The 22,283-nt window shown below is 59.4% G+C and carries 27 protein-coding genes; 13 read left to right on the top strand and 14 right to left on the bottom strand.

Features of this window, described 5'->3' with window-relative positions; translation table 11 throughout:
- Positions 1–54 precede the first annotated feature (54 nt).
- Complete coding sequence (locus CLU94_RS27445; RefSeq protein WP_099668021.1) at positions 55–1,770, top strand: DUF262 domain-containing protein; 1,716 nt, start codon at positions 55–57, stop codon at positions 1,768–1,770.
- Between the two features lie 169 nt (positions 1,771–1,939).
- Here the strand turns inward: CLU94_RS27445 and CLU94_RS27440 are convergent, their stop codons facing one another.
- Both CLU94_RS27440 and CLU94_RS27435 read right to left on the bottom strand, forming a co-directional pair.
- Positions 1,940–3,292, bottom strand: a complete 1,353-nt coding sequence (locus tag CLU94_RS27440) for a serine hydrolase (protein ID WP_180278794.1) — start codon at positions 3,290–3,292, stop codon at positions 1,940–1,942.
- A 137-nt stretch (positions 3,293–3,429) separates the two neighbouring features.
- Positions 3,430–4,338, bottom strand: coding sequence for a VirK/YbjX family protein (locus tag CLU94_RS27435; protein WP_099668019.1), 909 nt, complete (start codon positions 4,336–4,338; stop codon positions 3,430–3,432).
- A 188-nt stretch (positions 4,339–4,526) separates the two neighbouring features.
- Between CLU94_RS27435 and CLU94_RS27430 the strand changes: the two genes are divergently transcribed.
- From CLU94_RS27430 to CLU94_RS27410, 5 genes are all read left to right on the top strand, one after another.
- Positions 4,527–5,135 carry a hypothetical protein gene (locus tag CLU94_RS27430; RefSeq protein WP_143451576.1) on the top strand — a complete coding sequence of 203 codons (609 nt, stop codon included), beginning with the start codon at positions 4,527–4,529 and terminating at the stop codon, positions 5,133–5,135.
- A 47-nt stretch (positions 5,136–5,182) separates the two neighbouring features.
- The gene (locus tag CLU94_RS27425; protein WP_099668017.1) at positions 5,183–5,617 is read left to right on the top strand and encodes a DUF1801 domain-containing protein; all 435 of its coding nucleotides are present in this window, start codon (positions 5,183–5,185) and stop codon (positions 5,615–5,617) included.
- Positions 5,614–6,174, top strand: coding sequence for a hypothetical protein (locus CLU94_RS27420; protein ID WP_099668016.1), 561 nt, complete (start codon positions 5,614–5,616; stop codon positions 6,172–6,174). Before CLU94_RS27425 ends, CLU94_RS27420 begins: the two co-directional genes overlap by 4 nt.
- A gap of 88 nt (positions 6,175–6,262) precedes the next feature.
- Positions 6,263–6,712, top strand: coding sequence for a GNAT family N-acetyltransferase (locus tag CLU94_RS27415; protein WP_099668015.1), 450 nt, complete (start codon positions 6,263–6,265; stop codon positions 6,710–6,712).
- Positions 6,709–7,242 carry a DUF3592 domain-containing protein gene (locus tag CLU94_RS27410; protein ID WP_180278793.1) on the top strand — a complete coding sequence of 178 codons (534 nt, stop codon included), beginning with the start codon at positions 6,709–6,711 and terminating at the stop codon, positions 7,240–7,242. Before CLU94_RS27415 ends, CLU94_RS27410 begins: the two co-directional genes overlap by 4 nt.
- Before the next feature lie 154 nt (positions 7,243–7,396).
- Here the strand turns inward: CLU94_RS27410 and CLU94_RS27405 are convergent, their stop codons facing one another.
- Positions 7,397–8,419 (bottom strand): DNA-binding protein, encoded by a 1,023-nt coding sequence (locus CLU94_RS27405; protein WP_257219029.1) that lies wholly within the window; start codon positions 8,417–8,419, stop codon positions 7,397–7,399.
- A 221-nt stretch (positions 8,420–8,640) separates the two neighbouring features.
- Here CLU94_RS27405 and CLU94_RS27400 point away from each other — a divergent pair, with 221 nt between their 5' ends.
- On the top strand, positions 8,641–9,660 hold the full coding sequence (locus CLU94_RS27400) for a tyrosine-type recombinase/integrase (protein WP_099668012.1): 1,020 nt from the start codon (positions 8,641–8,643) through the stop codon (positions 9,658–9,660).
- 58 nt (positions 9,661–9,718) lie between these two features.
- Here CLU94_RS27400 and CLU94_RS27395 read toward each other — a convergent pair whose 3' ends face one another.
- The 7 genes from CLU94_RS27395 to CLU94_RS27365 form a co-directional block, all read right to left on the bottom strand.
- Complete coding sequence (locus CLU94_RS27395; protein ID WP_099668011.1) at positions 9,719–10,018, bottom strand: hypothetical protein; 300 nt, start codon at positions 10,016–10,018, stop codon at positions 9,719–9,721.
- Between the two features lie 64 nt (positions 10,019–10,082).
- The gene (locus CLU94_RS27390; RefSeq protein WP_099668010.1) at positions 10,083–10,496 is read right to left on the bottom strand and encodes a hypothetical protein; all 414 of its coding nucleotides are present in this window, start codon (positions 10,494–10,496) and stop codon (positions 10,083–10,085) included.
- A 74-nt stretch (positions 10,497–10,570) separates the two neighbouring features.
- Positions 10,571–11,194: a hypothetical protein gene (locus tag CLU94_RS27385; RefSeq protein ID WP_143451575.1), complete on the bottom strand. Its 624-nt coding sequence runs from the start codon at positions 11,192–11,194 to the stop codon at positions 10,571–10,573.
- Between the two features lie 50 nt (positions 11,195–11,244).
- Complete coding sequence (locus CLU94_RS27380; RefSeq protein ID WP_099668008.1) at positions 11,245–11,670, bottom strand: GNAT family N-acetyltransferase; 426 nt, start codon at positions 11,668–11,670, stop codon at positions 11,245–11,247.
- A complete protein-coding gene (locus tag CLU94_RS27375; protein WP_099668007.1) occupies positions 11,667–12,125 on the bottom strand; it encodes a PaaI family thioesterase in 459 nt (152 codons plus the stop codon). Before CLU94_RS27375 ends, CLU94_RS27380 begins: the two co-directional genes overlap by 4 nt.
- Positions 12,126–12,153: 28 nt before the next feature.
- The gene (locus CLU94_RS27370) at positions 12,154–12,645 is read right to left on the bottom strand and encodes a MarR family winged helix-turn-helix transcriptional regulator (RefSeq protein WP_099668006.1); all 492 of its coding nucleotides are present in this window, start codon (positions 12,643–12,645) and stop codon (positions 12,154–12,156) included.
- A 45-nt stretch (positions 12,646–12,690) separates the two neighbouring features.
- Positions 12,691–13,887 (bottom strand): citrate synthase, encoded by a 1,197-nt coding sequence (locus tag CLU94_RS27365; RefSeq protein ID WP_257219028.1) that lies wholly within the window; start codon positions 13,885–13,887, stop codon positions 12,691–12,693.
- Positions 13,888–13,963: 76 nt separating this feature from the next.
- Between CLU94_RS27365 and CLU94_RS27360 the strand changes: the two genes are divergently transcribed.
- Together CLU94_RS27360 and CLU94_RS27355 are read left to right on the top strand one after the other, a co-directional pair.
- Complete coding sequence (locus CLU94_RS27360) at positions 13,964–14,506, top strand: GNAT family N-acetyltransferase (RefSeq protein WP_099668005.1); 543 nt, start codon at positions 13,964–13,966, stop codon at positions 14,504–14,506.
- A gap of 22 nt (positions 14,507–14,528) precedes the next feature.
- A complete protein-coding gene (locus CLU94_RS27355; RefSeq protein ID WP_099668004.1) occupies positions 14,529–15,581 on the top strand; it encodes an NAD(P)/FAD-dependent oxidoreductase in 1,053 nt (350 codons plus the stop codon).
- Between the two features lie 31 nt (positions 15,582–15,612).
- Here CLU94_RS27355 and CLU94_RS27350 read toward each other — a convergent pair whose 3' ends face one another.
- The 4 genes from CLU94_RS27350 to CLU94_RS27335 all read right to left on the bottom strand — a co-directional run bounded on the left by CLU94_RS27350 (position 15,613) and on the right by CLU94_RS27335 (position 18,325).
- Positions 15,613–16,071: a hypothetical protein gene (locus tag CLU94_RS27350; protein WP_143451574.1), complete on the bottom strand. Its 459-nt coding sequence runs from the start codon at positions 16,069–16,071 to the stop codon at positions 15,613–15,615.
- A 4-nt stretch (positions 16,072–16,075) separates the two neighbouring features.
- Positions 16,076–16,693: a hypothetical protein gene (locus tag CLU94_RS27345; protein WP_099668002.1), complete on the bottom strand. Its 618-nt coding sequence runs from the start codon at positions 16,691–16,693 to the stop codon at positions 16,076–16,078.
- Positions 16,694–16,810: 117 nt separating this feature from the next.
- Complete coding sequence (locus CLU94_RS27340) at positions 16,811–17,230, bottom strand: NTF2 fold immunity protein (RefSeq protein ID WP_099668001.1); 420 nt, start codon at positions 17,228–17,230, stop codon at positions 16,811–16,813.
- A 213-nt stretch (positions 17,231–17,443) separates the two neighbouring features.
- Positions 17,444–18,325 (bottom strand): LysR family transcriptional regulator, encoded by an 882-nt coding sequence (locus CLU94_RS27335; RefSeq protein WP_180278791.1) that lies wholly within the window; start codon positions 18,323–18,325, stop codon positions 17,444–17,446.
- Between the two features lie 97 nt (positions 18,326–18,422).
- Between CLU94_RS27335 and CLU94_RS27330 the strand changes: the two genes are divergently transcribed.
- From CLU94_RS27330 to CLU94_RS27315, 4 genes are all read left to right on the top strand, one after another.
- On the top strand, positions 18,423–19,007 hold the full coding sequence (locus CLU94_RS27330; protein ID WP_180278790.1) for a GNAT family N-acetyltransferase: 585 nt from the start codon (positions 18,423–18,425) through the stop codon (positions 19,005–19,007).
- Positions 19,008–19,135: 128 nt separating this feature from the next.
- A complete protein-coding gene (locus CLU94_RS27325; RefSeq protein ID WP_289905585.1) occupies positions 19,136–20,614 on the top strand; it encodes an MFS transporter in 1,479 nt (492 codons plus the stop codon).
- A gap of 248 nt (positions 20,615–20,862) precedes the next feature.
- A complete protein-coding gene (locus CLU94_RS27320; RefSeq protein ID WP_099667997.1) occupies positions 20,863–21,264 on the top strand; it encodes a ribonuclease E inhibitor RraB in 402 nt (133 codons plus the stop codon).
- 236 nt (positions 21,265–21,500) lie between these two features.
- Positions 21,501–21,902: a hypothetical protein gene (locus CLU94_RS27315; protein ID WP_099667996.1), complete on the top strand. Its 402-nt coding sequence runs from the start codon at positions 21,501–21,503 to the stop codon at positions 21,900–21,902.
- Positions 21,903–22,283: the final 381 nt, after the last annotated feature.

The following is a 22,283-nucleotide window of genomic DNA, read 5'->3' as shown; positions in this document are numbered from 1 at the left end:
AGAAATATTCTTTCTTATCACCCTAAAATTTATTAAATTTCAAGTTAAATTCAGATGAAAATTGAAGCCCACGATAAGCAAATACAAGACATTTTCTCACTAGGATATTTCCAGATACCACGCTTCCAACGCCCTTACTCTTGGGAAAGAGATGAAGTGGAAAATTTTTGGAACGATATAATTAATGATGTTTCAGAAAATTATTTCATTGGATCGATGGTCGTGTACCAGGAAAGAAAGCCATATTTTGGAATTGTCGATGGTCAACAGAGATTAACGACTATTACTCTTATGCTGTCTGCAATAAGGAATTCCTTTTTAAGACTGGGTGAAGATAATCTGGCAAAAGGTGTGCATAAATTTGTTGAGCAACCGAACATAGATAATGAGGCTGAGTTCATATTAGATGCCGATACATCATTCCCTTACCTCCAAGATCACATTCAATCTTTCAATGGCTTAAAAATAGATTGCGATGTGGGAATTGAGGAACAAAAGTTAAAAAATGCATTTGAGATTATTTGTGCGCGATTGGAGGATGAGGTTCCAACCTCCAATTCCGAAAGTGGTGGTCAAATAAGTATGTTTCCGGTGGATGTTCCAGACCCCATTCTAAAGTTGAAGGAAATTCGGGATAAGGTGCTATCCTTGAAGCTTGTTTTTATTCAGCTAGACAATAAAAGTGATGCGCATCTGATATTTGAAACCTTAAATGCTCGAGGACGTGATTTGCGTACATCGGATTTAGTGAAAAATCTATTGTTAAGCAAGATAAAGGAAGGTAACGCGAAATTGGATTCGGCGAAAGAATCTTGGAATTCATTGATTAGGAAATTCGATGATGCAAGTGAGTCGGAAATAATTGACTCATTTCTTTTGCATTTTTGGATCTCTGAATACAACTACACTACTGACAAGAAATTATTTTCAGCAATTTCAAAATATGTATCCGAGGATGAAAAGAATGCGAATGATTTACTTAAGAAATTAAATCATGCAGCAGCTATTTATTGCAAATTGATCGATCCTGGTGCCCATGAGTGGAGCAGGGAAGAAACTGATGTCAGAGAGTCTCTTAAGGCATTAAGACTATTTAAGGTGAAGCAACAATCATCTATGACACTGGCTCTATTGCGAGCCTATTATGAAAAGCGACTCACCTTAAGAAATTTAAAGGCGTGCCTGAGGAAGCTAGAATATTTTCATTTTGTATTTAATGCTATTACTTCGCAGAGATCGTCAGGTGTTATTGCTACAACGTATTCGAGTCATGCGATTTCCCTAACCGGAGCGAAAGGAAATGATGACATTCAGGCCATTATATCTAGTCTCTTTAATTCCCTGAGGACAAAATTGCCGCAATATGAGGAATTTGAGGTGAAGTTTTTAGAGTTATCTTACTTATCTAGTAAGACAAAAAATAAGGGCATTATTAAGTATTGTCTTTCAAAACAATTTGGCGACAAGTTTGGTGGAATTGACATAAATCATGATGCAATGAGTATTGAGCATATAATTTCAGAATCAACCATGAAGGATGGGTTAAGTTCTGATGTTGTTGGCAGCATAGGAAATTTATTACTGGTTGATGAAAAAACAAATTCAGAAGAACTTATGAACTTAACAGTTTCTGAGAAAATTAAGAAATTAGAGGGAAAGGGTTATCCATTGGCCAAGGCTTTGGTTGGAGAGAAATTTCCCGAAAGTTCTGGAGTTCAAGATAGGGCAAGAAGTATTGCCCAACATCTTTATAATAGTGTTCAACTATAGAACTTTCTTTTTTATGCGGTTGTATGAATTATTTTCCATTGTGGCAAGATATTTTATTTTCTTAAGCGGTGCGTAGGAAGTAATTTCTATCTAGTATTTATGCATTAACGTGGGAATTGATTAAAAATTGCAGACGCAAGATCAAGCCTACAGACGAGGCTTGGTCTTATTACTCCTTGCGCGGCAAGACCGTGTCCTGCCCGCTTTGCTTGAGCACGGCACTGGCGATCTTGCCCGCCGCATCGCGCGTAAACGCCAGTTCCGCGTCGATGGCGCGGAAGAAGAACAGGTCTTTCGCGCTGGCAAACAAGGGGGCGGATCCCATGCCCGTACCGGCCGCTTCCAGGCCTTGCTTGCCCAGGCTCACCGTCAAGGTGAAATCCTTGTCCAGTGGATACTCGCCAACGTACTCGGCGAGCGCGGCGCGCGGCACGTCGATGGCCGCTTGCGGCTTTTTCAGCGGCGGCAGGGGCGTGCCGGGCAGCAAGGTGGACAAGCCCAGCGCATCGACGTCGCGCGCCGTATTCGTCAGCACCACCACGCCCCGCTTGCCGTCCGTCGTGAACGCCGCATAGCTGCTGTAGCCGCCCGTCTGGCCGCTGTGCCAGGCGTAGGCCTGGCCCTGTCGCTGTTCCAGCAGCCAGGACAGGCCGATTTTCGTGTCGTCGCCAGACGCCACCGGACGCTGCGGCTGGATCGCCAGCGCATACGGGCGCAGCGGCTTGAACATATACGCCTGCAGGTAGGCGACCATGTCGCGGGCGCTGGAATACACGCCGCCGGCCGGCGCCACCACATTCAAATCCCAGGCGGGCGTGGCTTCGCCCGACAGCAGATGGCCGGGCGCCAGGCGCGCCAGCATGCCGTGCGTGGGCTTGTTCGAGGTGGAACGCATGCCGAGCGGCACGGCGATGCGCTTTTGCAGCAGCGCTTCATAGCTGGTGCCGGCCTGGGCCGCCAGGGCCGTGCCCAGCACGGCGTAGCCGATGTTCGAGTAGTCAAAGGCCGTGCCTGGCGCGCGCGGCAGGTGGTAGGCGGCGAGAAACTGCCGCTGCTTCGCTTCCGTGTAGTCGGCATACGGGTTGGCCGGGTCCTTGGGCGCGAAGTTGTCGGGCAAGCGCGGCAGCGAGGAATAATGCGTGGCCAGGTCGAGCAGGCTGATCGTTTTTCCATCGAAGGCAGGCACGGTATAGCCCGGCAACAAGGCTGCCACGGGCTCGTCGAGCTTGGCCTTGCCTTCGACGACGGCGTTGGCCAGCAGCAAGGCCGTCATGGTCTTGGTGACGGAACCGATCTGGTAGACGGTGTCGGCGCCAGGCTTGGCGCTCTTGCCTGCATGGCTGCTGCCAAAACCATACACGGCGCTGTCCTTGCCTTCGATCACGGCGATGACGATGCTGGCGTGCAAGCCCGTGCGCGTGAGTTCTTCCGCGCGCTGGCGCACGGCGTCGTCCAGCGCGGGCGCGGCCAGGGCGGCGCTGCCGGCGAGGCAAAGGGGGAGGAGGGCGAAAGTGGGTGTCATGGGTAACCTTGTCCAGAGTGGATCGAAGGCACGCCGGCGCATGGGGAAGGTGGCTGGCATGCCTGGTGAAGGATACGGGCCCAACATGAAGGTTGCCTGAGTTTTATGTTTGCCGGTATGGCAAGGCTTGCGTTTGCTCAATGTTCAGCCATCGGCGCTTCCAGCAGGCACGCCAGCTGCGCGCGCATGTCGGTAGACATGCACTGCAGCAATTCACCGCGCCGACGCGCATCGGCCCGTTTCTTCGATGGCACGTCGGCCAGGTCGGGCGCCCGGTAGGGCGCGCAGGGCAGGTGATAATTACCGTCGCGCATGCGCAAGGCATGCAATTCCTGCCATGCCAGGTCGTAATCGGCGGCGATATGGCGCCGGCGCCGCGCATTCAGGGCGATGCGGTTGTCATTGCTGATCAAAAACAGGTTATTGCAGGCAAAAAAATCGCCGAAATCGCGCAGGGCCGTCACCATCAGATTTTTCGGGCGGCAACCGTGCAGCGCCCGCGTGGCCGCCTTCACGGCTTGCGCGCCCGCTTCCGAGCGCAAGCCTTGCAGCGCGCCCAGTTGCAGGGACACGCCATCGGCGCGCGGCAGGAACAGGAAGCTGGCCAGGTAGAACGGCTGGCCGTCGCGCGTCAGGCGCAGGCACAGTTCGCCTTCGCGGTAGCTGTCGTGGATGGCCGTCAGCTGCAAGCGGTACAGCGCCCCATCCTTGCCTTCGAACGCGGCCAGCACCACGGGCTGGCGCGCGGCCCGCTCGACCAGGGCGCGCGCCCCGGCTTGCCACAGGAAACGGTAATGGCCTTCCAGCAAGGCCAGCCTGTCCGTGCAACCGAGCCGGCGCGAGGCGTAAGGGCGGTAAATCTTGAAGCGCAAGCAAGGATGCAGCTGCGCCAGCGAGTTCAGGCCGGGCATGCTGCCCAGGAAAGCTTGCCAGCGCGTGCGCTGGCGGGGAAAGAAGAGGGCGCCCAGCGCCGCTTTGAGGCGGTGGCCGCTGGCCGGGTGCGGCACGGCGGCGCCGTGGTGCAGGGGTAAAGCGATGTCATTCATGATTCAGCCGGAAAAGGGCAGGCGCTGCACAATGAGAGCCTTGCCAATCTGAATGCTACGCGGGCCAGGTGAATTTCCTATTAAGATGCCATGCACACGGGCTTTAGAGGATGGCAACTAAACATTTGCCTTCTGGCAATATGGACGGTTATGCTCGCGGCACCTTCACTCCTGGACTGATGCCGCTCATGAATCACCGCCCATTGCTTGCCATTCCCATGCTCGTTGCCGCCCTGGCCGCCCAGGCGCAAGACCGCACGGCCGATCCCCTGGGGCCGTTGGCGCAATGCATCAACCGCAGCGAGTTCCAGTTCCGGCAGCAGGACCGCCTGCCCGCGCACGTGACGACGCGCAGCGTCAAGCTGGCGACGGGAGAGGGGCGGGTATCGACGGCCGATGGCTACCGGCTGATGCTGTTCCGCAAGGGTAGCTTGCCCTTGGTGAACCTGAAAATCGAACGCAGCGCCGAAGGCAGGTTTGCCGCCGACCGCGACACCATCGTGGCGCAGATGCAGCAGATGGCCGCCAACAGCAAGGCGCCGCAATTAGTGTCGCTGGAAACGGACACGCGCCAGGGCGTGGAAGTGCTAGGATTGAACAATCCAAATGTCACGCAATCGGCGGGCATCATCAGTTTATACACCTTGCTGCATGCCGCCAGCGGGACGGTCGCCACCGCCTATCTGCTCAACCAGCCGGCGGACAAACGGGAATTCGCGACGGATGCGCAGTACCAGGCCTTGCGCGACCAGTTCATCAGCTCGCTGGCCGCTTGCATGGCCGATCCCGCGCCGTAAGGCAGGCGCACACGGGCACAGGCAAGCCAGGAAAGGAGATCACCGCCATGAAAAAAGCAGAGCCAACTACGCAGTCCCAGGATGGGGCGGTGAGCGCCGAATCCGCTGCTCGCCTGATCGACGCGAAAATCGCCGCGCTGGCCGACTGGCGCGGCAAGACGCTGGCCACGGTGCGCGCACTGATACGCCAGGCGGACCCGGACGTGGTCGAGGAAGTCAAATGGCGCGGCGTGCCCGTCTGGTCGCACGCGGGCATGATTTGCACAGGCGAAACCTATAAACTGGCCGTGAAACTCACCTTCGCCAAGGGCGCCGCCTTGCCCGATCCGGCCGGCCTGTTCAATGCCAGCCTGGACGGCAACACGCGCCGGGCCATCGACCTGCACGAAGGCGCGCACCTCGATACGGCGGCGTTCAAGGCGCTGATACGCGCCGCCGTGGCGCTGAATACGACACCGAAACCCAAACGGACTCCGACTTGAGACATTATCTGTATCTGTGGCACGACCCGGCCGAGCGCATGCTGGTCGCTTCCGGCATCGAATTCAAGGATTTTCTCCCCGCCCTCGGCGAGTCCGGCGGCATCGTGCTGCGCAAGGGCAGCGCCGGGACGGCCAGGAAGCCGGCCGGCTACCAGACCCTGGCGCGGCAACAGTTGCCGGCCCTGGCCCAGGAAGACCTGCACGCCTGCGGCAGCCATGCCTGGGCCGACTGGCAGGGCGCGGCGCCGCCGCCCCAGGATGGGGACGTGGCCGCGGCGCTGGCATACCACGACGCCGCGTCGCGGCGCACGGGGCTGGCGGCCCTGCAAAACCGCTTCCTCGCCTTTGCCCACGACGACGGCTGGTACCTGAAACTGTTGTATGCGGCCTGGGACGATGCAGCCGCTGTTCTCGCCGGCGCCATCCCGCCAGCGCTGGGCACGCTCGACCTGGACGCGCTACGCCAGGGGGACGACGGTTACTGGCTGCAAGACGGCACGCTCGAAGTGGAATTGAAAACCCACGATATCGACAGCGTGCTGAACCGCCGTTTGTGACCGTATAATGGCATTCCGATAACTGATACGCGCCCGCCATGCTTCGTCCTCATTTCGCCACGGCATCGCCTCGCTTGCGCGCCGCCGCATGACGCCAGCCACGCTTCGGCCATTCGCGCTGGCGGACACGCCTTCCTGCGCCGCCATCTTGGCGCTGGCGGGGCGCGATACCTTTGGCCCTGTCGCCAGCGCCGCCGCTTTCACGGCAGCGACGCAAGGCGAAGAAATCCTCGTTGCCGAGCGTGACGGCATCGTCGCCGGCTTTGCGGCCGTGCACACGGGCGACGCGCCCGAGCATTTCCTGCACCATTTATATGTGCACCCGGCGCATAGCGGACTGGGCATCGGCACACAGCTGCTGGCCGCCGTGGCGGCGCGCTTCGGTCCCCGGCTGAGCCTCAAGACGCAGCTGGCCAATACGGGCGCGCGGCGCTTGTATGCGCGCGCGGGCTGGGTCGAAGACGCCGGCGATGGCGGCGTGGATATCCTCGGCGCGTGGATATGGGTGCGCTACCGCGCCGCACCGCCCGGGCGATGAAAGACCCTGGCGCCATCGACCCCGCCCTGGCGAGAATGATGGGCTGGTTCCTGATCCTGCTCGCCCTTCCCACCGCGTATTTTTCCTTCTGGCGCGCGTATGACAAGCTCGCCTCGCCAGCCTGGCCCGTGACCAGCGCCGAGATCGTACGCAGCAGCATGTATCAGCGCACAGGAAAGTCGCAGGACTGGTGCGTCAAGCTCAGCTACCGCTACAGCGTGGATGGCAAGGCCTACCGCAGCTCGCGCATCGGCGTCTCGCGGATAGGCAACGCCGGCTGCCACCGCGAACAGGCCGTCACAGCCTGGCGCCTGGCCAGCATGGCGCCAGGCGCGCACATCCGCGTGCATTACCGGCCGCGCGACCCGAACGATACCGCCGTGTTCCTCGCCAGCCTCGATTTCCTCGATTATTTTGGCGTCCTGCTGTGGGTCGTCCTGTTCGTGCTGGGCGTGTCGGAAGCGCGCAAGCAGGCGCCGCCAGCCGGGTCCGCTTTGCCAAACGTGGCATCCATGGCAGCACGGTCATAATTTTGCTCGAGCGGCGCGCCTTTCGGCGTCAACGTGAAATGCGGCACATATTTGCCCCGTCGGCCGTCATGGGACAGGCGAAATAGCGGGGCAAGCCCTGATGGCGGGCGATGCCCGTCCTGGGGCTGTCGTAGCTATCCCAGGCCATCAGCACTCAAACCCGGCGTTGCTCCTTGTTGTCGCTTAGCAGTCCCAGCCTGGCCGCCATGCCGGCATTGTCGCGCAGCAAGCCGTCGCGCTCCTGCGCCAATGCTTCCATTTTCTGTTGCGATAGTTGTCCGTTTTCCGCCAGCATGTCGAGTTGCCGGTCTTGCGCGGCCAGCGCCACCTTGGCGTCGTTCAGCGCCAGCAGGGCCGTGTCGAGCTTGGCCAGCAGCGCGTCGGCGGACGCGGCCGCCTGCAAGTATTGAAATTCGAACTGGTCGCGCTCGGGACGCACGGTCGCCAGGGCTTCGCGGTCTGCCGCGGCCTGGGCCGCCAGCGTCGTTTGTTCCGCCTGCAGCTGCGCCAGGCGCATGTCTTGCTGCACCAGCGTCGCTTGCTGGCCTTGCAGGCGCTGCTGCAGCTGGGCGTTGTCCTGTTCCAGGCGACTGGTCCGTTGCTGAGCCTGGGCCCGTTCCTCGCTGCGCTGCGTGGCAGCCGCTTCCTGGTAATGGTCGAACTGCGAACGCACCTGCGCCAGCTGGCGGTTCAGGGCGGCGATTTCCTCGCCCCGGTCGGCCAGGCGCTGCGTCAAGCCTGCGTTATCGCTGTGCAAGGTGGCCAGGGTGACGGCGCGGAAATGGTGTTCTTCCTTCAATTGCGCCAGCGCGTGCTGCGTGGCGCGCAATTCCTGGGTGAGGGCGGCGCGCGCCTCCGTCAGTTTCAAGCGTTCCGTTTCCGTCTTCTTCAGCTGCGCCAAAGCCGCATCGAGTTCGGCGCGGTTTTCCCGCATGCCCGTTTCCAGCTGCTGCGCCACGTCGCGCTGCTGCTTGTCGTACACGCCGCGCATCGCTTCCATCAGTTCTGCCGGCAAGCCTGATTCCGTTTTCACGGCGCCCACGCCCTGGAACTCTTCCTTCCAGCGTTTCAGCAGGGGAGCGATGGTGCTCTTGCTGCCCGTGCTGCCCAGCGCTTCGCGCACGCTGTCGACCGTGGGATTGCGCCCATCGGCAGCGACGATTTGGGCTGCTTTCATAACATCAGAGTACAGAATGCCGGTGCGGGCCATGAAATCACCTATGAACGAAATTTAGTAACGTATTACATGATACGTAATATCGCATAATATTACGATATAAATTTTGATCTTTTTTGAAAAATATATATCGTGATAAGGTTGCTTATCGCGGGTTATGGGGGTGGTTTGCATGGTATTCTGCGTATTTCCCAGTACACCAGCCCGATTTCAGCGATTCCATGCCCGATTTGCCCCTTTCCAAGCGCCGCGCCGCCGCGCCCAAAAGCGCCGCCATCGCCGTGGCGCCGTTACACGGCGCCCTGATCGATGCCGAGCTGGCCGCGCGCCACCAGGCGTTTCTTGCCGCCGCCACGTCCGACAACACGCGCCGCACCTACCGTTCCGCCATCCGCCACTTCCAGGTCTGGGGCGGGGCGCTGCCCGCCGACGAGTCCACCGTCATCCGCTACCTGCTGGCGTATGCGGACAGCCTGAACGCCCGCACCCTGGCCCTGCGCCTGACGGCCCTGTCGCAATGGCATGTGTACCAGGGCTTTACCGACCCGGCATCCACGCCCACCGTGCGCAAGACCCTGGCCGGCATCGCGCGCCTGCATGGCAAGCCAAAGAAAAAGGCCAAGGCCCTGCCGCTGGAAGACCTGGAGCTGATCGTCGCCAGACTGGCCGCGCTGGGCAGCGTCAAGGCCTTGCGCGACAGCGCCTTGCTGCAGCTGGGATTTTTTGGCGGTTTCCGGCGCAGCGAACTGGCGGGGTTGACTGTCGAAGACGTGAGCTGGGAGCCGCAGGGCATGGTGATCACCTTGCCCCGCTCGAAAACGGATCAACTGGGGGAGGGCATCGTCAAGGCGATCCCGTTCGGCGACGGCGTCTGCTGCCCGGCCACGGCCTTGCGCGCCTGGCTGGCCGCAGCGCACATCCGCACGGGGCCGCTGTTGCGCCCCGTCAATCAATGGGGCCATGTCAGCGCGAAAGCACTGCACGCGAGCAGCATCAATACCATACTGGAAAGCTGCGCCAGGCTGTCCGAACTCGATTACGTGCCGGAACTGTCGAGCCACAGCCTGCGCCGCGGCATGGCTACCAGCGCCCACCGGGCCGGCGCCGATTTCCAGGCCATCAAGCGCCAGGGCGGCTGGCGCCACGACGGCACCGTGCATGGCTATATAGAAGAGGCGGGCCGCTTCGAGGAAAATGCGGCGGGAAGTTTATTGAAGGCGAAGAAGAAACCGGCGGGGTGAGGCGGCCGACAAGACCTTGCGGCGCGCCTTCAGCAGGTGACGGAACGCCTGATAATAATCATGGGTGCTGCTGCTTGTAGAGAAACCAGGTTAATACTGCCATGATCAGCAGAGAGAATAGGGCGCTGATGAACAGTATTCGTTGTGCGCGAGGCTTTCCAATCACGATTCCCAAGAGTCCAGCCCATGCGATTGGCAAGATCGCATAGATGACGACTGACACGATTTTTAGCGAGTTGGAGCATGATTCGCGACAAACGTTGCTCTTTGCAACGACCTCAACCGCATGAGGCACCATATCGAATGCGATGCCAACCAGGAACCCGAGGACAATAAAGGCGATCTTTTTAGCCATCATTTGACCTCAAAGAAAAGGATGCATTTCAAGTTCCGAAGGCGAGACCTGGCCGGCTGAAGCTACCTCAAATGCCATACTTGTTGTGAACAGCGGCCTTAAGCTCAGCCTGCGGCAAGCCTCCTCGCCGCCAAAACTCAAAAAAATACTCCAATGTTTCGGCAGAAGCGTCAATATCCATAGGATGCAAGACGCAGATGGCAGTTCTTATTTTCAAAACGTCGGGCTCGTCCGATTGATCGCGCCCTTCAATTGCCCGCCGGAGGCGTACACGCTCAGCAATAACTTCCGCAGCCGTCGCCGCGCCGGTGATGTATCGATTCGCCACCGCTGCGACGGATTTAGCAGCCTCAGGCAATTGTGAAGTCACTCTTCCTATCGCCTCAATCATGAATCGCTGAGCTAAAAATTGTTCCGCAGGGTCATCCAGGTCCACCGCAGATGCAATAGCATCAAAAAGTCTCTTATTCAACATTTGCATTAAGTTTCAGTGATTGCTCGGGGCCGCTTCAGGTCGACTGCGGTCGCTGGCGACTATCGGCCCATTGCGGACCTTTATTTGACATCATGTCCCTGGGAGATTTCGGCGCAGTAATGTTGCTCAAACTCCGCGCGGCTGGAGACACTCCCCCATAGCGTCGAAATGTAGTGGAATTCAAGTTCGAACGGCTCTTCGAAAGCGCTTACGTCTGTCGCGTATTCGCAATTCCGACTCAGCATTCCTAGCCAATTTGGGTATCCCAATTTCGAATAGAGCTGTGTCAGCTTCATGTCGATTGTCCAGATCGTTTCCTTGCCTTGGAGATAAGCATTCCTGAGCTCTACAATATATTTTCCCGCCGCCAGCTGGTCATCGAGCCGCTCAGAACCTAGATATCGCTCAACGATCACTTCTACCAATGGCAGCACCTCATCAAGTCCTCTTGCACTTGCCAGCAAGATTATCTCTAAGTCATCGCCCTCTTCGTCCAAGTCCAGGCGCTCCACTGCCCAATCGACACATGCGGCACACACAACACCGTTGACAAAGCCATGACGCAGTTTGAAATACAGGGTTTCGAGTTGAGCAATACTCTTCATGTTACCTTTGGATCTCAACATTTTTAGGCGAGAAAAACGGCTGCTTTTGGCCGAATCCTGGCCGATAGCGAACGGCCAGAATGACTCAGTGTATGGCATTGTTGCTCTTTTGAAAAGTAGAAGACAGGAAAGTGATTTTACGAAGCGTTCTAGGACAAGGCTTTGATGAGATGAATGCGCTCGCTGACGGGGTCGCCAAAGTGCTCCACCAGTCGGACCTGATAGCCATTGCGGATCAGCACGCGCAGCATGGCGGGATAGCGGTTCATCGATTTTACGGTGACGGCCGCAAAGCCGTGCTCGCTGGCCCAGGCTTCCTGGGCTTCCAGCAGCCACTGCGCCAGGCCCGTCTTGCGGTGCGCGGGCAGCACGCCGCCGAGCCAGCTATACAAGGAGCCATCCTCGGCGCCATACCCCAGCTTGCAGCCGACGGGCTGGCCGTCAGCTTCTGCGATCAGCACCAGCGCGCCGGCAGGCAGGCGCTCCTGCAGTTGCGCCATGCTGCGCCGTTGGTCGAACTCTGGGATGGCCTGCAGCACCAGCCAGGCTTCCTCGATGGTGCCAATACGGATCATGCGGCCGCTTGTTCCCGCTGGGCCGGACGGATGATCATGCAGGTGGCCGTCGCGTGCGCATACACCTTACCGGCTTCGTCGCGGATCGTGCCTTCGGAAATGACCAGGTTGCGTCCCGCATTGATGACTTTGCCTTCCGCGTAGACCGTCACGTTGAAGGGCAGGGGACGGCACATCTTGATGTTCAGGTCCGTCGTGCCGTAGCTTTCGCCGGCCGGCAAGACCGTGTGCGTGGCGCAACCCGTGACCGTGTCGAGCACGGTGGCGGCAAAACCGCCGTGCACGCCGCCCATGGGATTGGTGTGGTTTTCATTCGCCGTCGCCGTGAAGATGACCCTGCCGTGCTCGATCGTGTGGGCGTCCATCGGCATGGTCTTGGAAATGCCGGGCCGGGGAAACAGGCCTTGCGCGAAAGCTTGCATCAGTTGCAAGCCGGTCATGTCGTTGGGGTGCATGGTAACTCCTGTGGGGGTGAAGGTTGGGTTAAACGTCTTGCTGGAAACGCAGGCGCGAGGCATGCAGCAGGAAGCGGGCGACGACGGCCAGTTCTTCCTCGCTGAAACCTTGCTTCAGTTGTTCATTCAGGCTGTCGAGCAGGGGCAGGGCGGCGGCCAGCACCTCGCCGCCCCTGGGCGACATGTGCAGGGTGCCGGCGCGCGCGTCGAGCGCCGACTGGCCGCGCACGATGAGGCCGTTTTCTTCCATGCGCGTCACGAGGCCCGTGACGGCCGAGTTTTTCAGCTGCAGCGCCCGCCCCAGATCCTTCAATTGGCAGCCTTCCTCGCCTTTCAGGGCAAACAAGGCGACCACTTGCGTGCCGGAAAACCCAAGTTCGCTGGTAAACACGGCATCGGCCGAGCGGAACAGGTTCTGGCGCGCCAGATTGAGCAGATTGAACAGACGCGGCGAACGCTCGCCCAACGGGCAGGCGGCGGCATCGGGGAGGTCGGATTGGGATGAGGTATTGGTACGCATGCGAAGTATACTACTACGTATGCGTAATAAATCAAGCGTGAATTTTCAGTCGCGCTGTGGGCGCCCGATATAGCGGGCGCGTGGCCGTATCAGAACCGCGCTGTCTGCCTGCTCGATGGCATGGGCGATCCAGCCGGCCGAGCGGGCCAGCGCAAATACGCTCATGCCCGCGCCCTCGGGCCAGCCGAACGCCAGTTCCATGGCCGCCAGCGCCAGGTCGGCGTTCGGTTTTACTTCGAGCAACTCGCCCGCCATGGCGCACGCGGCCAGGATGGCGTGCAGCTGCGGGTACCCGCGCGACATCGCGGACAGGATTCCCAGCAGATACGCGGCGCGCGGGTCGCCCAGCGGATACAGCGGGTGGCCGAAACCGGCGAATTCCGGCGCGATGGCTGTGTAAAAGGTAGCGATGGCAGCCCTGGCATCGGGCGCGGCCAGCGCCGCCGTCAACATGCACCTGGCCGCCGCGCTGCCGCCGCCGTGCTTGTCTCCGGACAAGGCCGCCAAGCCCGCACCCAGCGCGGCCGGCAGGCTGGCGCCCGTCGAGGCGACGCAGCGCACGGCAAACGTCGACGCATTCAATTCATGGTCGGCCAGGAGCACGAGGGCGGCGCGCAGCAATGCAGACTGCTGCGCGTCCGCTTGCCACGCCTGGGCCAGTTGCCGGTGCAGCGGCATGGCGGACGGCGCCGTTTGCAGCAGGGCGGCGGCCAGGATGCGCATCACGGCGGGGCCGGATTGCAGCGAGTGCGGCATGTCCGGTGTCGTCAGCATGGCCATGGCCAGCATGGCGCGCGCCAGCGGCGGCGCATCGGGTGCGCTGGCCAGCCCTGGCGGCTGGGCAGGCGCGTCTTGCTGAAAATAGTCACTCGCACCATCGTCCCACAGCAGGCTGGCGGTCATTTCCAGCGTCGCGTGTCGCGCCAGCGCCGCCGCATCGCAGCCGCGATACAGCAAGCTGCCATCGAGGATGTGGGAAATGCGCGTCTCCAGCACGGGCAAACCCCAGTGCATGGCGGCTACGGCCGTCTGGCCGCCGCGCTTGGCGTCGTTTTTACGGGCCGCCAGGCGCAGCACGTCTTCCTGCGGATAGCGCTTGCGGCGCGACGCACCGTTGCTGACGGAAGCGAGCAAGCCCCGGCTCACATAGGAATACAGGGTGGGCAGGCTGACGCCCAGCAGGCGCGCCGCATCAGGAGCGGACAGATCGTTGTTCATGGCGGCCATTGTAGCGTTTGTCACTTTATATTGATTCATGGAATCAAGATTGACGGGCCGTGCCACGCGTCACTAGACTCATGCTTTTCCAGGAGTTTCCATGAGCACCTTTGCCATACGCACCCTGCGCCCAGACGACGCCGCGCCCTTGCTGGTCTTTGAGCAAGCCAACCGGGCGTGGTTCGAGCGCCATATCGACCGGCGTCCGGACGCTTTTTACAGCATCGACGGCATCCACGCGCACGTCGCGCAATTCCTGGACGAGCATGCACAGGGGCGCATGCACCCCTGCGTCATCGTGGACGAATACGGGCAGTTGATCGGGCGCGCCAACCTCAAGGACATTGACCGGGAGCAAGGCGTAGCCGAAGTCGGCTACCGCATCGGGGAACAGCAGGCGGGCAAGGGCCTGGCCACGGCCGCGCTGCAGTACCTGATTGCCCTGGCGCAAGACGAATGGCGGCTGGCCAGCCTGTGCGCTTACGCCATCGACGGCAATGCGGCGTCGATCCGCGTGCTGGAACGCTGCGGTTTCGCGCAGGGAATGGCTGTGCCCGATATTGCCATCGTGGAAGGCAACGTCGTCGATGGCCACCGGTTTGCGCTGGAATTGCGGGCGGCTGGGGTAGACTCTGCCATATGATAAATATGCAAAGTTGCCAGATATGAATCAAGAAACCTCAAAACGCATCGTCGTCATCGGCGCCGGCATCGTCGGCGCATCGCTCGCCTACCACCTGGCCAGCAAGGGGGCGAAAGTCACCGTCGTCGAGGCGGGCGGCATCGCTTCCGGCGTGACGGGCACTTCGTTTGCCTGGCTTAACGCGTCCTGCGCGGGGGGTGATCCCATCGCGGCCCTGCGCGGCGGCGCCATCGCCGCCTGGCGCCGGCTGGAAACGCAGGTGCCAGGCTTGACGGTGCGCTGGCATGGCGCCTTGTCGTATGGCACGCAGGATGGGCGCGTTTCTCCCTCGTGCATGGTGATCGACCGCACCCGCATCGCCCACTTGGAACCGCAGCTGCGGCAACCGCCGCAAAAGGCGCTGTACGAACCGGAGCAGGGCGCCCTCGACGCGGTCGCCGCGACGCACGCCTTGCTGGCAGCGGCCCGGGCGCTCGGTGCGACGGTCCGCACGCACACGCCCGTGCTGGGCTTTGCCGTCCAGGACGGGAAGGTGAGGGGCGTGGAAACGGCCGCTGGCGTCATCGATGCGGATGTGATCGTGCTGGCGGCAGGCACCGCCACTGCCGCGCTGGCGGAGCAGCTGGGCGCCAGCCTGCCCATCCACGCCTCGCCCGCCGTCTTCCTGCGCTACCAGGCGCCGCCCGGCTTGGTGCGCGGCATTATTTCCAGCCATGCCATGGAAGTGCGGCAAGACGAAGACGGCACCATGCTGGCGGCGGAAGATTATGTGGACGAGGCGCCTGAAAACCAGCCGGCCGCCATGGCGCAACGCACGGCCAGCGCGATCCGCAGTGAACTTGAAGGCGCCGACACCATCGCGCCGGAATTCGCCTGCATCGGCCTGCGCCCCATGCCCTTTGACGGCGTGCCCATCATCGGCTACTTGCCGCAGGTCGAAGGCGCGTACGTGTGCGCCATGCATCCGGGCGTCGTGCTGGCAGGCATCGTGGGTCAGCTTGCCAGCGGGGAAATCGTCGATGGACAGCCAGCGTCAGCCCTGGAGGCTTGCCGGCCCGCACGTTTTCAGGCGTAAATGGAGTGAAGACCCGGCGCCGCGCCGATTCCTACGGCACGGGCACGACAAATACGGGCAGGATGAACGGCACTTGCTCTTGCGCATCGCCTTCCTCCGACGGGGCCTGCATAACATCCTCGTTGCGCCAGTCCCCGTTCACCACCCGGTCGGCGATCAGAGATAAATCCTGCGTTTCGCGCACCTCGCAGCGAAACGGCAGGCGGCCATGCGAGCGCGACACCAGGCTGAAGCGCAGCTGGCGGCATTGCGCATCGTGCCAGCAATAGAACAGCATGTCCTCGCCTTTGAGTGCGCTGCCGCGTGCCGCGATCAATTCGCCGATGAATGCAACGATATCCGCGGCTTCTATGTGCGGCGTTTCCTCGTCCGTAGGCGAAAAGCTCCACATGTTCTCCATCGCCTCGCGGTTGATGTCGTCGGCATCAATGAACACTTCATCGTCTTGCGCCATTTCCAGCCATGCATTGACTGTCCTGCAATTCATCATGTCGTCATGCATCCCATGTTTTAAAAGCCGTCCATACCGAGCGCCATGCACCATGCGGAAGTTTGGCCTGCATGGAAAGTGACAGTCCGCCGTCGCCCATACGATCGCCTGGCTTCCATTGTTTATTCTTCAGATTAAGTGCCCGTGCTCTTCCCATGTCGACAGTTTTCATGTCTTTGATGTCATAGCCGACTTCCAATACGGGATGCAGCACTTCTCCATTGGCTGTCAAATATAAAGTATCGACATGGACCTTGGGTTTGTCAAAACGTTCGTAAAGCCTTGTTGCAGCGGATTTAAAACCCTGGCCAATGGCGATGCTGATGGTCGTTGGACCATTGCAGCCCAGAAGCGCGGCAAGCGCCCAATAGTCATGGTCAGCAGTGACAAGCCTGGCCAAACAGCGTTCTATCCATGCCGATTCATCAGTTCTGAATTCTTTCCAGTATGGAGAAAATGAATTCTGCAGGTAGCCGACTTCGTGCAGCGCGCCGACCAGGTTAATCTGCTTGTCCACGCAGCCAATATCCTGCAACAGATGGGCTGCAGCTGCGGCGACCGCATACTCGCCTTTGGCCATGGCCTTATCTTCGAGTTTTTTCAGTTTGGTGTTAATACTCATTCTTTTCCTGGTGCGGACGATACCGCGCTCGTTATGATTGCTGGCGTCTCTCGGAAGCGGGGACTGCGTTGATCGTCGTCGCGTGGCCCGCATTGGCGCAAGCTTGAGCGAACGCGACTAAAGATACGCCGGTCGCCAACGCTCCATGCCTTCCTCTTCATCAAGCCATTCTTTTTTATCAATAAACCATTGCTGGTTTTTAAGACCAAATGTATATCTGTATCTATTCTTGAATCCCGAAGTCTGCTGCGTGGAAATGACAGCTTTACTTCCTGAGATGCATGAATTTAAAAATATTTCGGTGGGTGAGTATTCAGGAGGATCGCTGCAGAGCAATGACATCTGGCGACCTTGTTTTCTTTCTTTTTTGGTGCAAAAGCAATCAAAAATAGCATCAAGATCCTGCTTCATTTTTTCTTTGAGAGTAATCAGCCCTTTCTCTCGCACCTCGGGGTAGTAATGAAGTTCCCAACCATTCATGGCCAGAATAAAATCCTTCAATACATTTTCCACATCAACTATTTCAATACTCATCATTTCCCTTGGCTAGCAAATGTCGCTAGTGTCAATAAAGATGCCAGCGCCCGTCATTTCATGCTGCCATCTTTGATCATTCAAGTTCAGACCATTCAGGATTGTGCCACACCTCGACCTTGAAGCTCCGCCTCCTTGCCGTGCCGGATCAGCACTCAGGAACTGGCTTCTATTTATCATAAAAGCCTCAACATTCCTGCACTGACTTGCATGCACTCACCCCCTCGGCCCATCCAATAGCAACTCTGCCAACCTGGTCGTCAGCCACAAACTCGTCTCGCTGAGCTTCTTGCCGTGGATCGATAAGCGCCGCACGGGCAAGCGCGACAGGGCCAGCGCAGGGCAGGGCACTTCCTGCAGATAGCCCTTGTAGTTGTCGTAGTTGGCGATGTTCAGGGGCAGGATCGCCCAGCCCAGCTCGTCCGCGACCATTTCCGCGATGCTGTAAAAACTGTCGGAAAACCAGACGGCGGGGCTGAACGCGTGTTCGCGGTTCAGTTCTGAATCCATGATCAGCTGGCGGTAGCGGGTCAGCTCGTTGCGGCTCACTTCCTGGCCGTGGGCCATAGGGTGGCCTTTGGCCACGAACACGCCTTGCGCCACGCTGCCGATGTGCTGCTGTTCCAGCACGGGGGAAATGGGGCCGCGGTCGAAGTGGAAGGCCACGTCCGCTTGCTGCTGCTCCACGTATTGCGCCACTTCCGACGCCGTGGCGTTGAGCATCACCAGTTCCAGCGCCGGGTAGCGCGCCGCCAATTCCTTCACCAGGGTGCTGATGGCAAGGTAGGGCAGGGCTTCGTCCAGGGCCAGGGTCAGCTGCGCTTCCGGCGCCTCGCTCAAAAGCTGCGCCCGCAGTTGCAATCGCTCGGCCTGGCGCAGCAGTTCGCATGCTTCCAGGTGCATCACCTTCCCCGCTTCCGTCAGCACGGCGCTGCGACGCGAACGGTCGAACAGTTCCACGCCGAACTCCGCTTCCAGCAGACCGATCGAGGTGCTGACCACCGATTGCGCGCGGCCCAGCCGCCGCGCCGCACCCGAAAAAGAACCGGCTGCGACGGCCGCCTCGAAGTAGCGCATTTGTTCCAAAGTCCATTGCATGGCATCCACCTATCTGTTTTACAGATGGATTTTAACTTGAATGCCATTCAGGGGCGACATAAAATGCATTTACATTTTCAACAACACGAGATCCGCCATGAAAAACGCTCAAGCCCATAATCCCGCCATCAGCTTCAGCTGGTGTCACGACGCCACCGCCGAAGATGCGCTGTGCCAGCTCTACCTCGACAACGTCAGCGCCGACTACATCTCCCATTCGGAGCTGCAGGGCGAGCGCGCCGATGCGCCCGGCAACTGGCGCGCGGACTTGCCTGAGGTCATACGCGGCGAAATCCGCGCCGCCCTGTCGCACGACTGGGCGCATGGCGATTCAACCCTGCTGGCCGTCGCCACCTCGGGCGAGGCCATCGTCGGCATGGCGTTGGTTTCCATCGACACGCGCCAGCGCGCCTCGAAATCGTTCGCCGCGCTGGACGACCTGGTCTTGCTGCCTTCCGTGCGCGGCAGCGGCATCGGCAGCCAACTGGTGGAGTGGGTAGCGAGCGAATTGCGCAGCCACGGCATCGCCCGTTTGTTCCTCGAATGCGGCGCGCACAACCTGACGGCGCAGACCTTTTTCCAGGGACGCGGCTTCAAGCAAGTGTCCGTCGTCATGCTGCGCGAACTCGACGTGCCGGAAGTGACGGCCGCCGTGGATGACAAGGATGGCGACCGTGGCTGACGCCCGCCGCCCCCGACCAGCCCAGGCCCGTGGCAGCCTGGAACGTAAATATTTGCGCAGCACCAAATTCATCCATACCGATAGTTGTTAAAAGTTACACTAAAATCCATGAGTTGTTTATGCATCCAATGAAAAAATGGCTGACGCTGGCCATCGTCTCCAGCGCCTTGTTCCTCATCGTGGTCGACATGACCGTGCTCTACACCGCCTTGCCCGCGCTGACGCGCGACTTGCAGGCCACTTCCTCGCAAAAACTGTGGATCATCAACGTGTACGCGCTGGTCGTCTCCGGCTTGTTGCCCGGCCTCGGCACCCTCGGTGACCGCTTGAGCCACAAACCCGTTTTCCTCGCCGGCCTGGCCGTGTTCGGCGTCGCCTCGCTGTGCGCCGCGTTTTCGCCCGCGCCGGAGTGGCTGATCTTTGCCCGCGTGCTGCTGGCCATCGGCGCCGCGCTGATGATGCCGGCCACCTTGTCCATCATCCGCCTGACCTTTACGGACAACCGCGAGCGCTCGTTCGCCATCGGCGTGTGGGCGGCCATCGCCTCGGGCGGTGCCGCATTCGGCCCCGTGCTGGGCGGTTTCCTGATGGAACACTACTGGTGGGGTTCCGTCTTCCTGATCAACGTACCCATCGTCCTGCTGACCCTGGTGCTGGCCGCCGTCGTCCTGCCGAAACGGGCCGGTAACCGCGACAAGCCGTGGGATCTGAAGGGTTCGCTGCAAGTCATGATGGGCCTGCTTGGTGGCGTGTATGCGATCAAGGAACTGGGCAAGTCGCAGCCGTCGTACGCGCTGGCCGCCGCCTCGTTCGCCGTGGGCGCCTTCTTCATGCTGAAGTTCGTGCGCCGCCAGAAGCGGCAAGCCAGGCCGCTGATCGACTTCGCCCTGTTCCGCGAACTGCCGTTTTCCAGTGCCGTGGCCGCCGCCATGGTGGCGTCCGCCGCCCTGATCGGCATGGAACTGGCACTAAGCCAGCACATGCAGCTGGTGCGGGAATTGTCTCCGCTGGAAGCGGGCTTGCTGCTGTTGCCGCTGCCGCTGGCATCCGTGTTTGCCGGCCCGCTGACGGGTTTCATGCTGCCGCGCGCCGACAAGGCCAAGGTCTTGTGGGGTTCGTTGTTGCTGTCCGGCATAGGCATGGCGTCGTATCTGCTGCTGCATGACGCCGCCGTCTCGGCCCAAGTGGCCAGCCTGGTGATCCTGGGCCTGGGCCTGGGTGCCGTCATGACGGCCGCGTCCAGCGCCGTGATGCTGAACGTGGCCCCGCAACAGGCCGGCATGGCCGCCTCGATCGAGGAAGTGTCGTATGAACTGGGCGCCGTGATCGGCGTGACGGTGCTGGGCACCATCTTGTCGGCCGTCTACAGCGCCACCCTGGTGATTCCGGAAAGCGCGGGCCTGTTGCCGAATGCCCATGACACGCTCGACGCGGCGCTGCTGGCCGCCGAGCAATTGCCGGCCGAACTGGGCTTGCAAGTGTCGGAACTGGCCCGTTCGGCCTTCGACAAGGCGTTCATTGTCGTGCTGGCCACGGCTTCCGCCATCCTGATGGCGGCCGCGGCCACCATCCGCCACCTGCATCTGCGGGCGCGCCGCGCCGCCTGATTACCCCCTTTGGGGGGCAGGGAAAATGCTGGCGCCGCCATGAGCGGCGGCGCAAGCAGGATTCGGTTTTGGACGAACGGTCGGACGCAAGACAATAGTTTTAGACAAAAATTAATAAATTTGATACAAGTGAGCCTGGCGGCTATGCTTCGGGAACGGTCGCTATCGGCCAGAAGCGGACAGTCGGCCCTCGCCAGCTGGTGTGGCCAGCACATTTTTATATTAGATCAAGAAAGAGCACATCTCCCATGAAGCCACTTCGCTTGTTAAGCTGCGCAACGTTGGTAATTGCATGGTTTGCAGCATCGACAGTCATTGCTCAGACGTCAATTGCCGAACAACAGGATGCACGGGTCATAGAAAATCTGCGTCAGAACGGCGCGGATGTTACCAAAGTACATAACATCGATTTCTTTCTTGTCTTTATTCGAAAGGCCGACGCGGTTGCCACGGCAGAGAAAATCCGAGCCTTGGGATACGAGATTGTAGGCATTGGCCAGCCACCCACCGCGAAGCAATGGGAAATTCACGCCAAACGTAAGATGGTGCCAGAGTTGCAAGCAATGCAGGCGACGACACGCGCGCTACAATCCCTGGCGGAAGTTCGCAATGGGTATTACGACGGCTGGGGCGCCGTTGGAGTCAAATAGCGGATATTGCCTGATGGACTGCTTCATTGTGTTCACCGACCGCTACGGGGCGGAACCTGGCAGAAGCGGCAACCGGCCAAGAGCGGACATTCAACGAAGAGCCGCTTACGGCCAACAAGCGGTCATTCGCGGCAGCGTGACAATGTGTGAGTTTTTCTGTTTAGCAATCCGCTATGCTCTTGTGCCGCTATCGGCGAGAAGCGGCAAGAACCTTTAAATATCACCTTACAAAAACTATGAAGATACGCTCTAGTCAATATGGGGCTCTCCTTTTCTTTGTTTTTCCAACTATAGCTATGGGTTACGATCTACACATTACAAAAGCTGGGGAGTGGTCGCAGAGCTCGCAAACGCCAATTTCCGAGTTGGAATGGAAGAGTGCTGTCGCCGCCGACGGATTGCTGAAAATGGATGCAACTGCTACGGCTGCGAACCCTCAAACACGTGAAATAGTTCAGGTCAGCAATCCATTGATGGCGGCATGGATTGATCCAAAGACGAACGACAAGCACTATTTCTATTATCATCGTGGTGAGATTTCGGTAAAAAATCCGAGTGGAAATGCAATCAAGAAAATGAAGGAATTAGCGGTAAAGCTCGATGCCCAAGTTCTGGGCGATGAGGGCGAGAAGTATTGAGAAACGACAGCAATCGGCTACAAGCGGTCGTTGGGCCCATGCTATCAGGAGGGGAGACCTCCATCAAAAAACACCAATTATGAACGTACTTGAGATGGCCGAAATGGCTGTGACCGCGTCAAATGATGACCCTGAAGGCTCTTGCCTCACCGTAGCTGAGGTAATGAGCCGCCTCAATACGCACGACTCAAACAATGCACATCTCGCAGACCCTGCAGTCGACAGATCGCGATTTCGATCCGAAGTACTAAGAGGTGACGAGCCTGTCCACGGGGAGTTCCTCGCACTTGTTTATTCTGCTCACTATCCGCTGGTGCGACTGGATGGTTTCGCAGATTTTCGTGCGATGGAGGAATGGTTGGCGTCGGATAGTGGCATCGT

The sequence above is a fragment of the Janthinobacterium sp. 13 genome (genome assembly GCF_002749695.1).
Taxonomy (GTDB): domain Bacteria; phylum Pseudomonadota; class Gammaproteobacteria; order Burkholderiales; family Burkholderiaceae_D; genus Janthinobacterium; species Janthinobacterium kumbetense.
The sequence above is the reverse complement of the archived record's forward strand: the minus strand, read 5'-3'. Positions and strand labels throughout refer to the sequence as shown.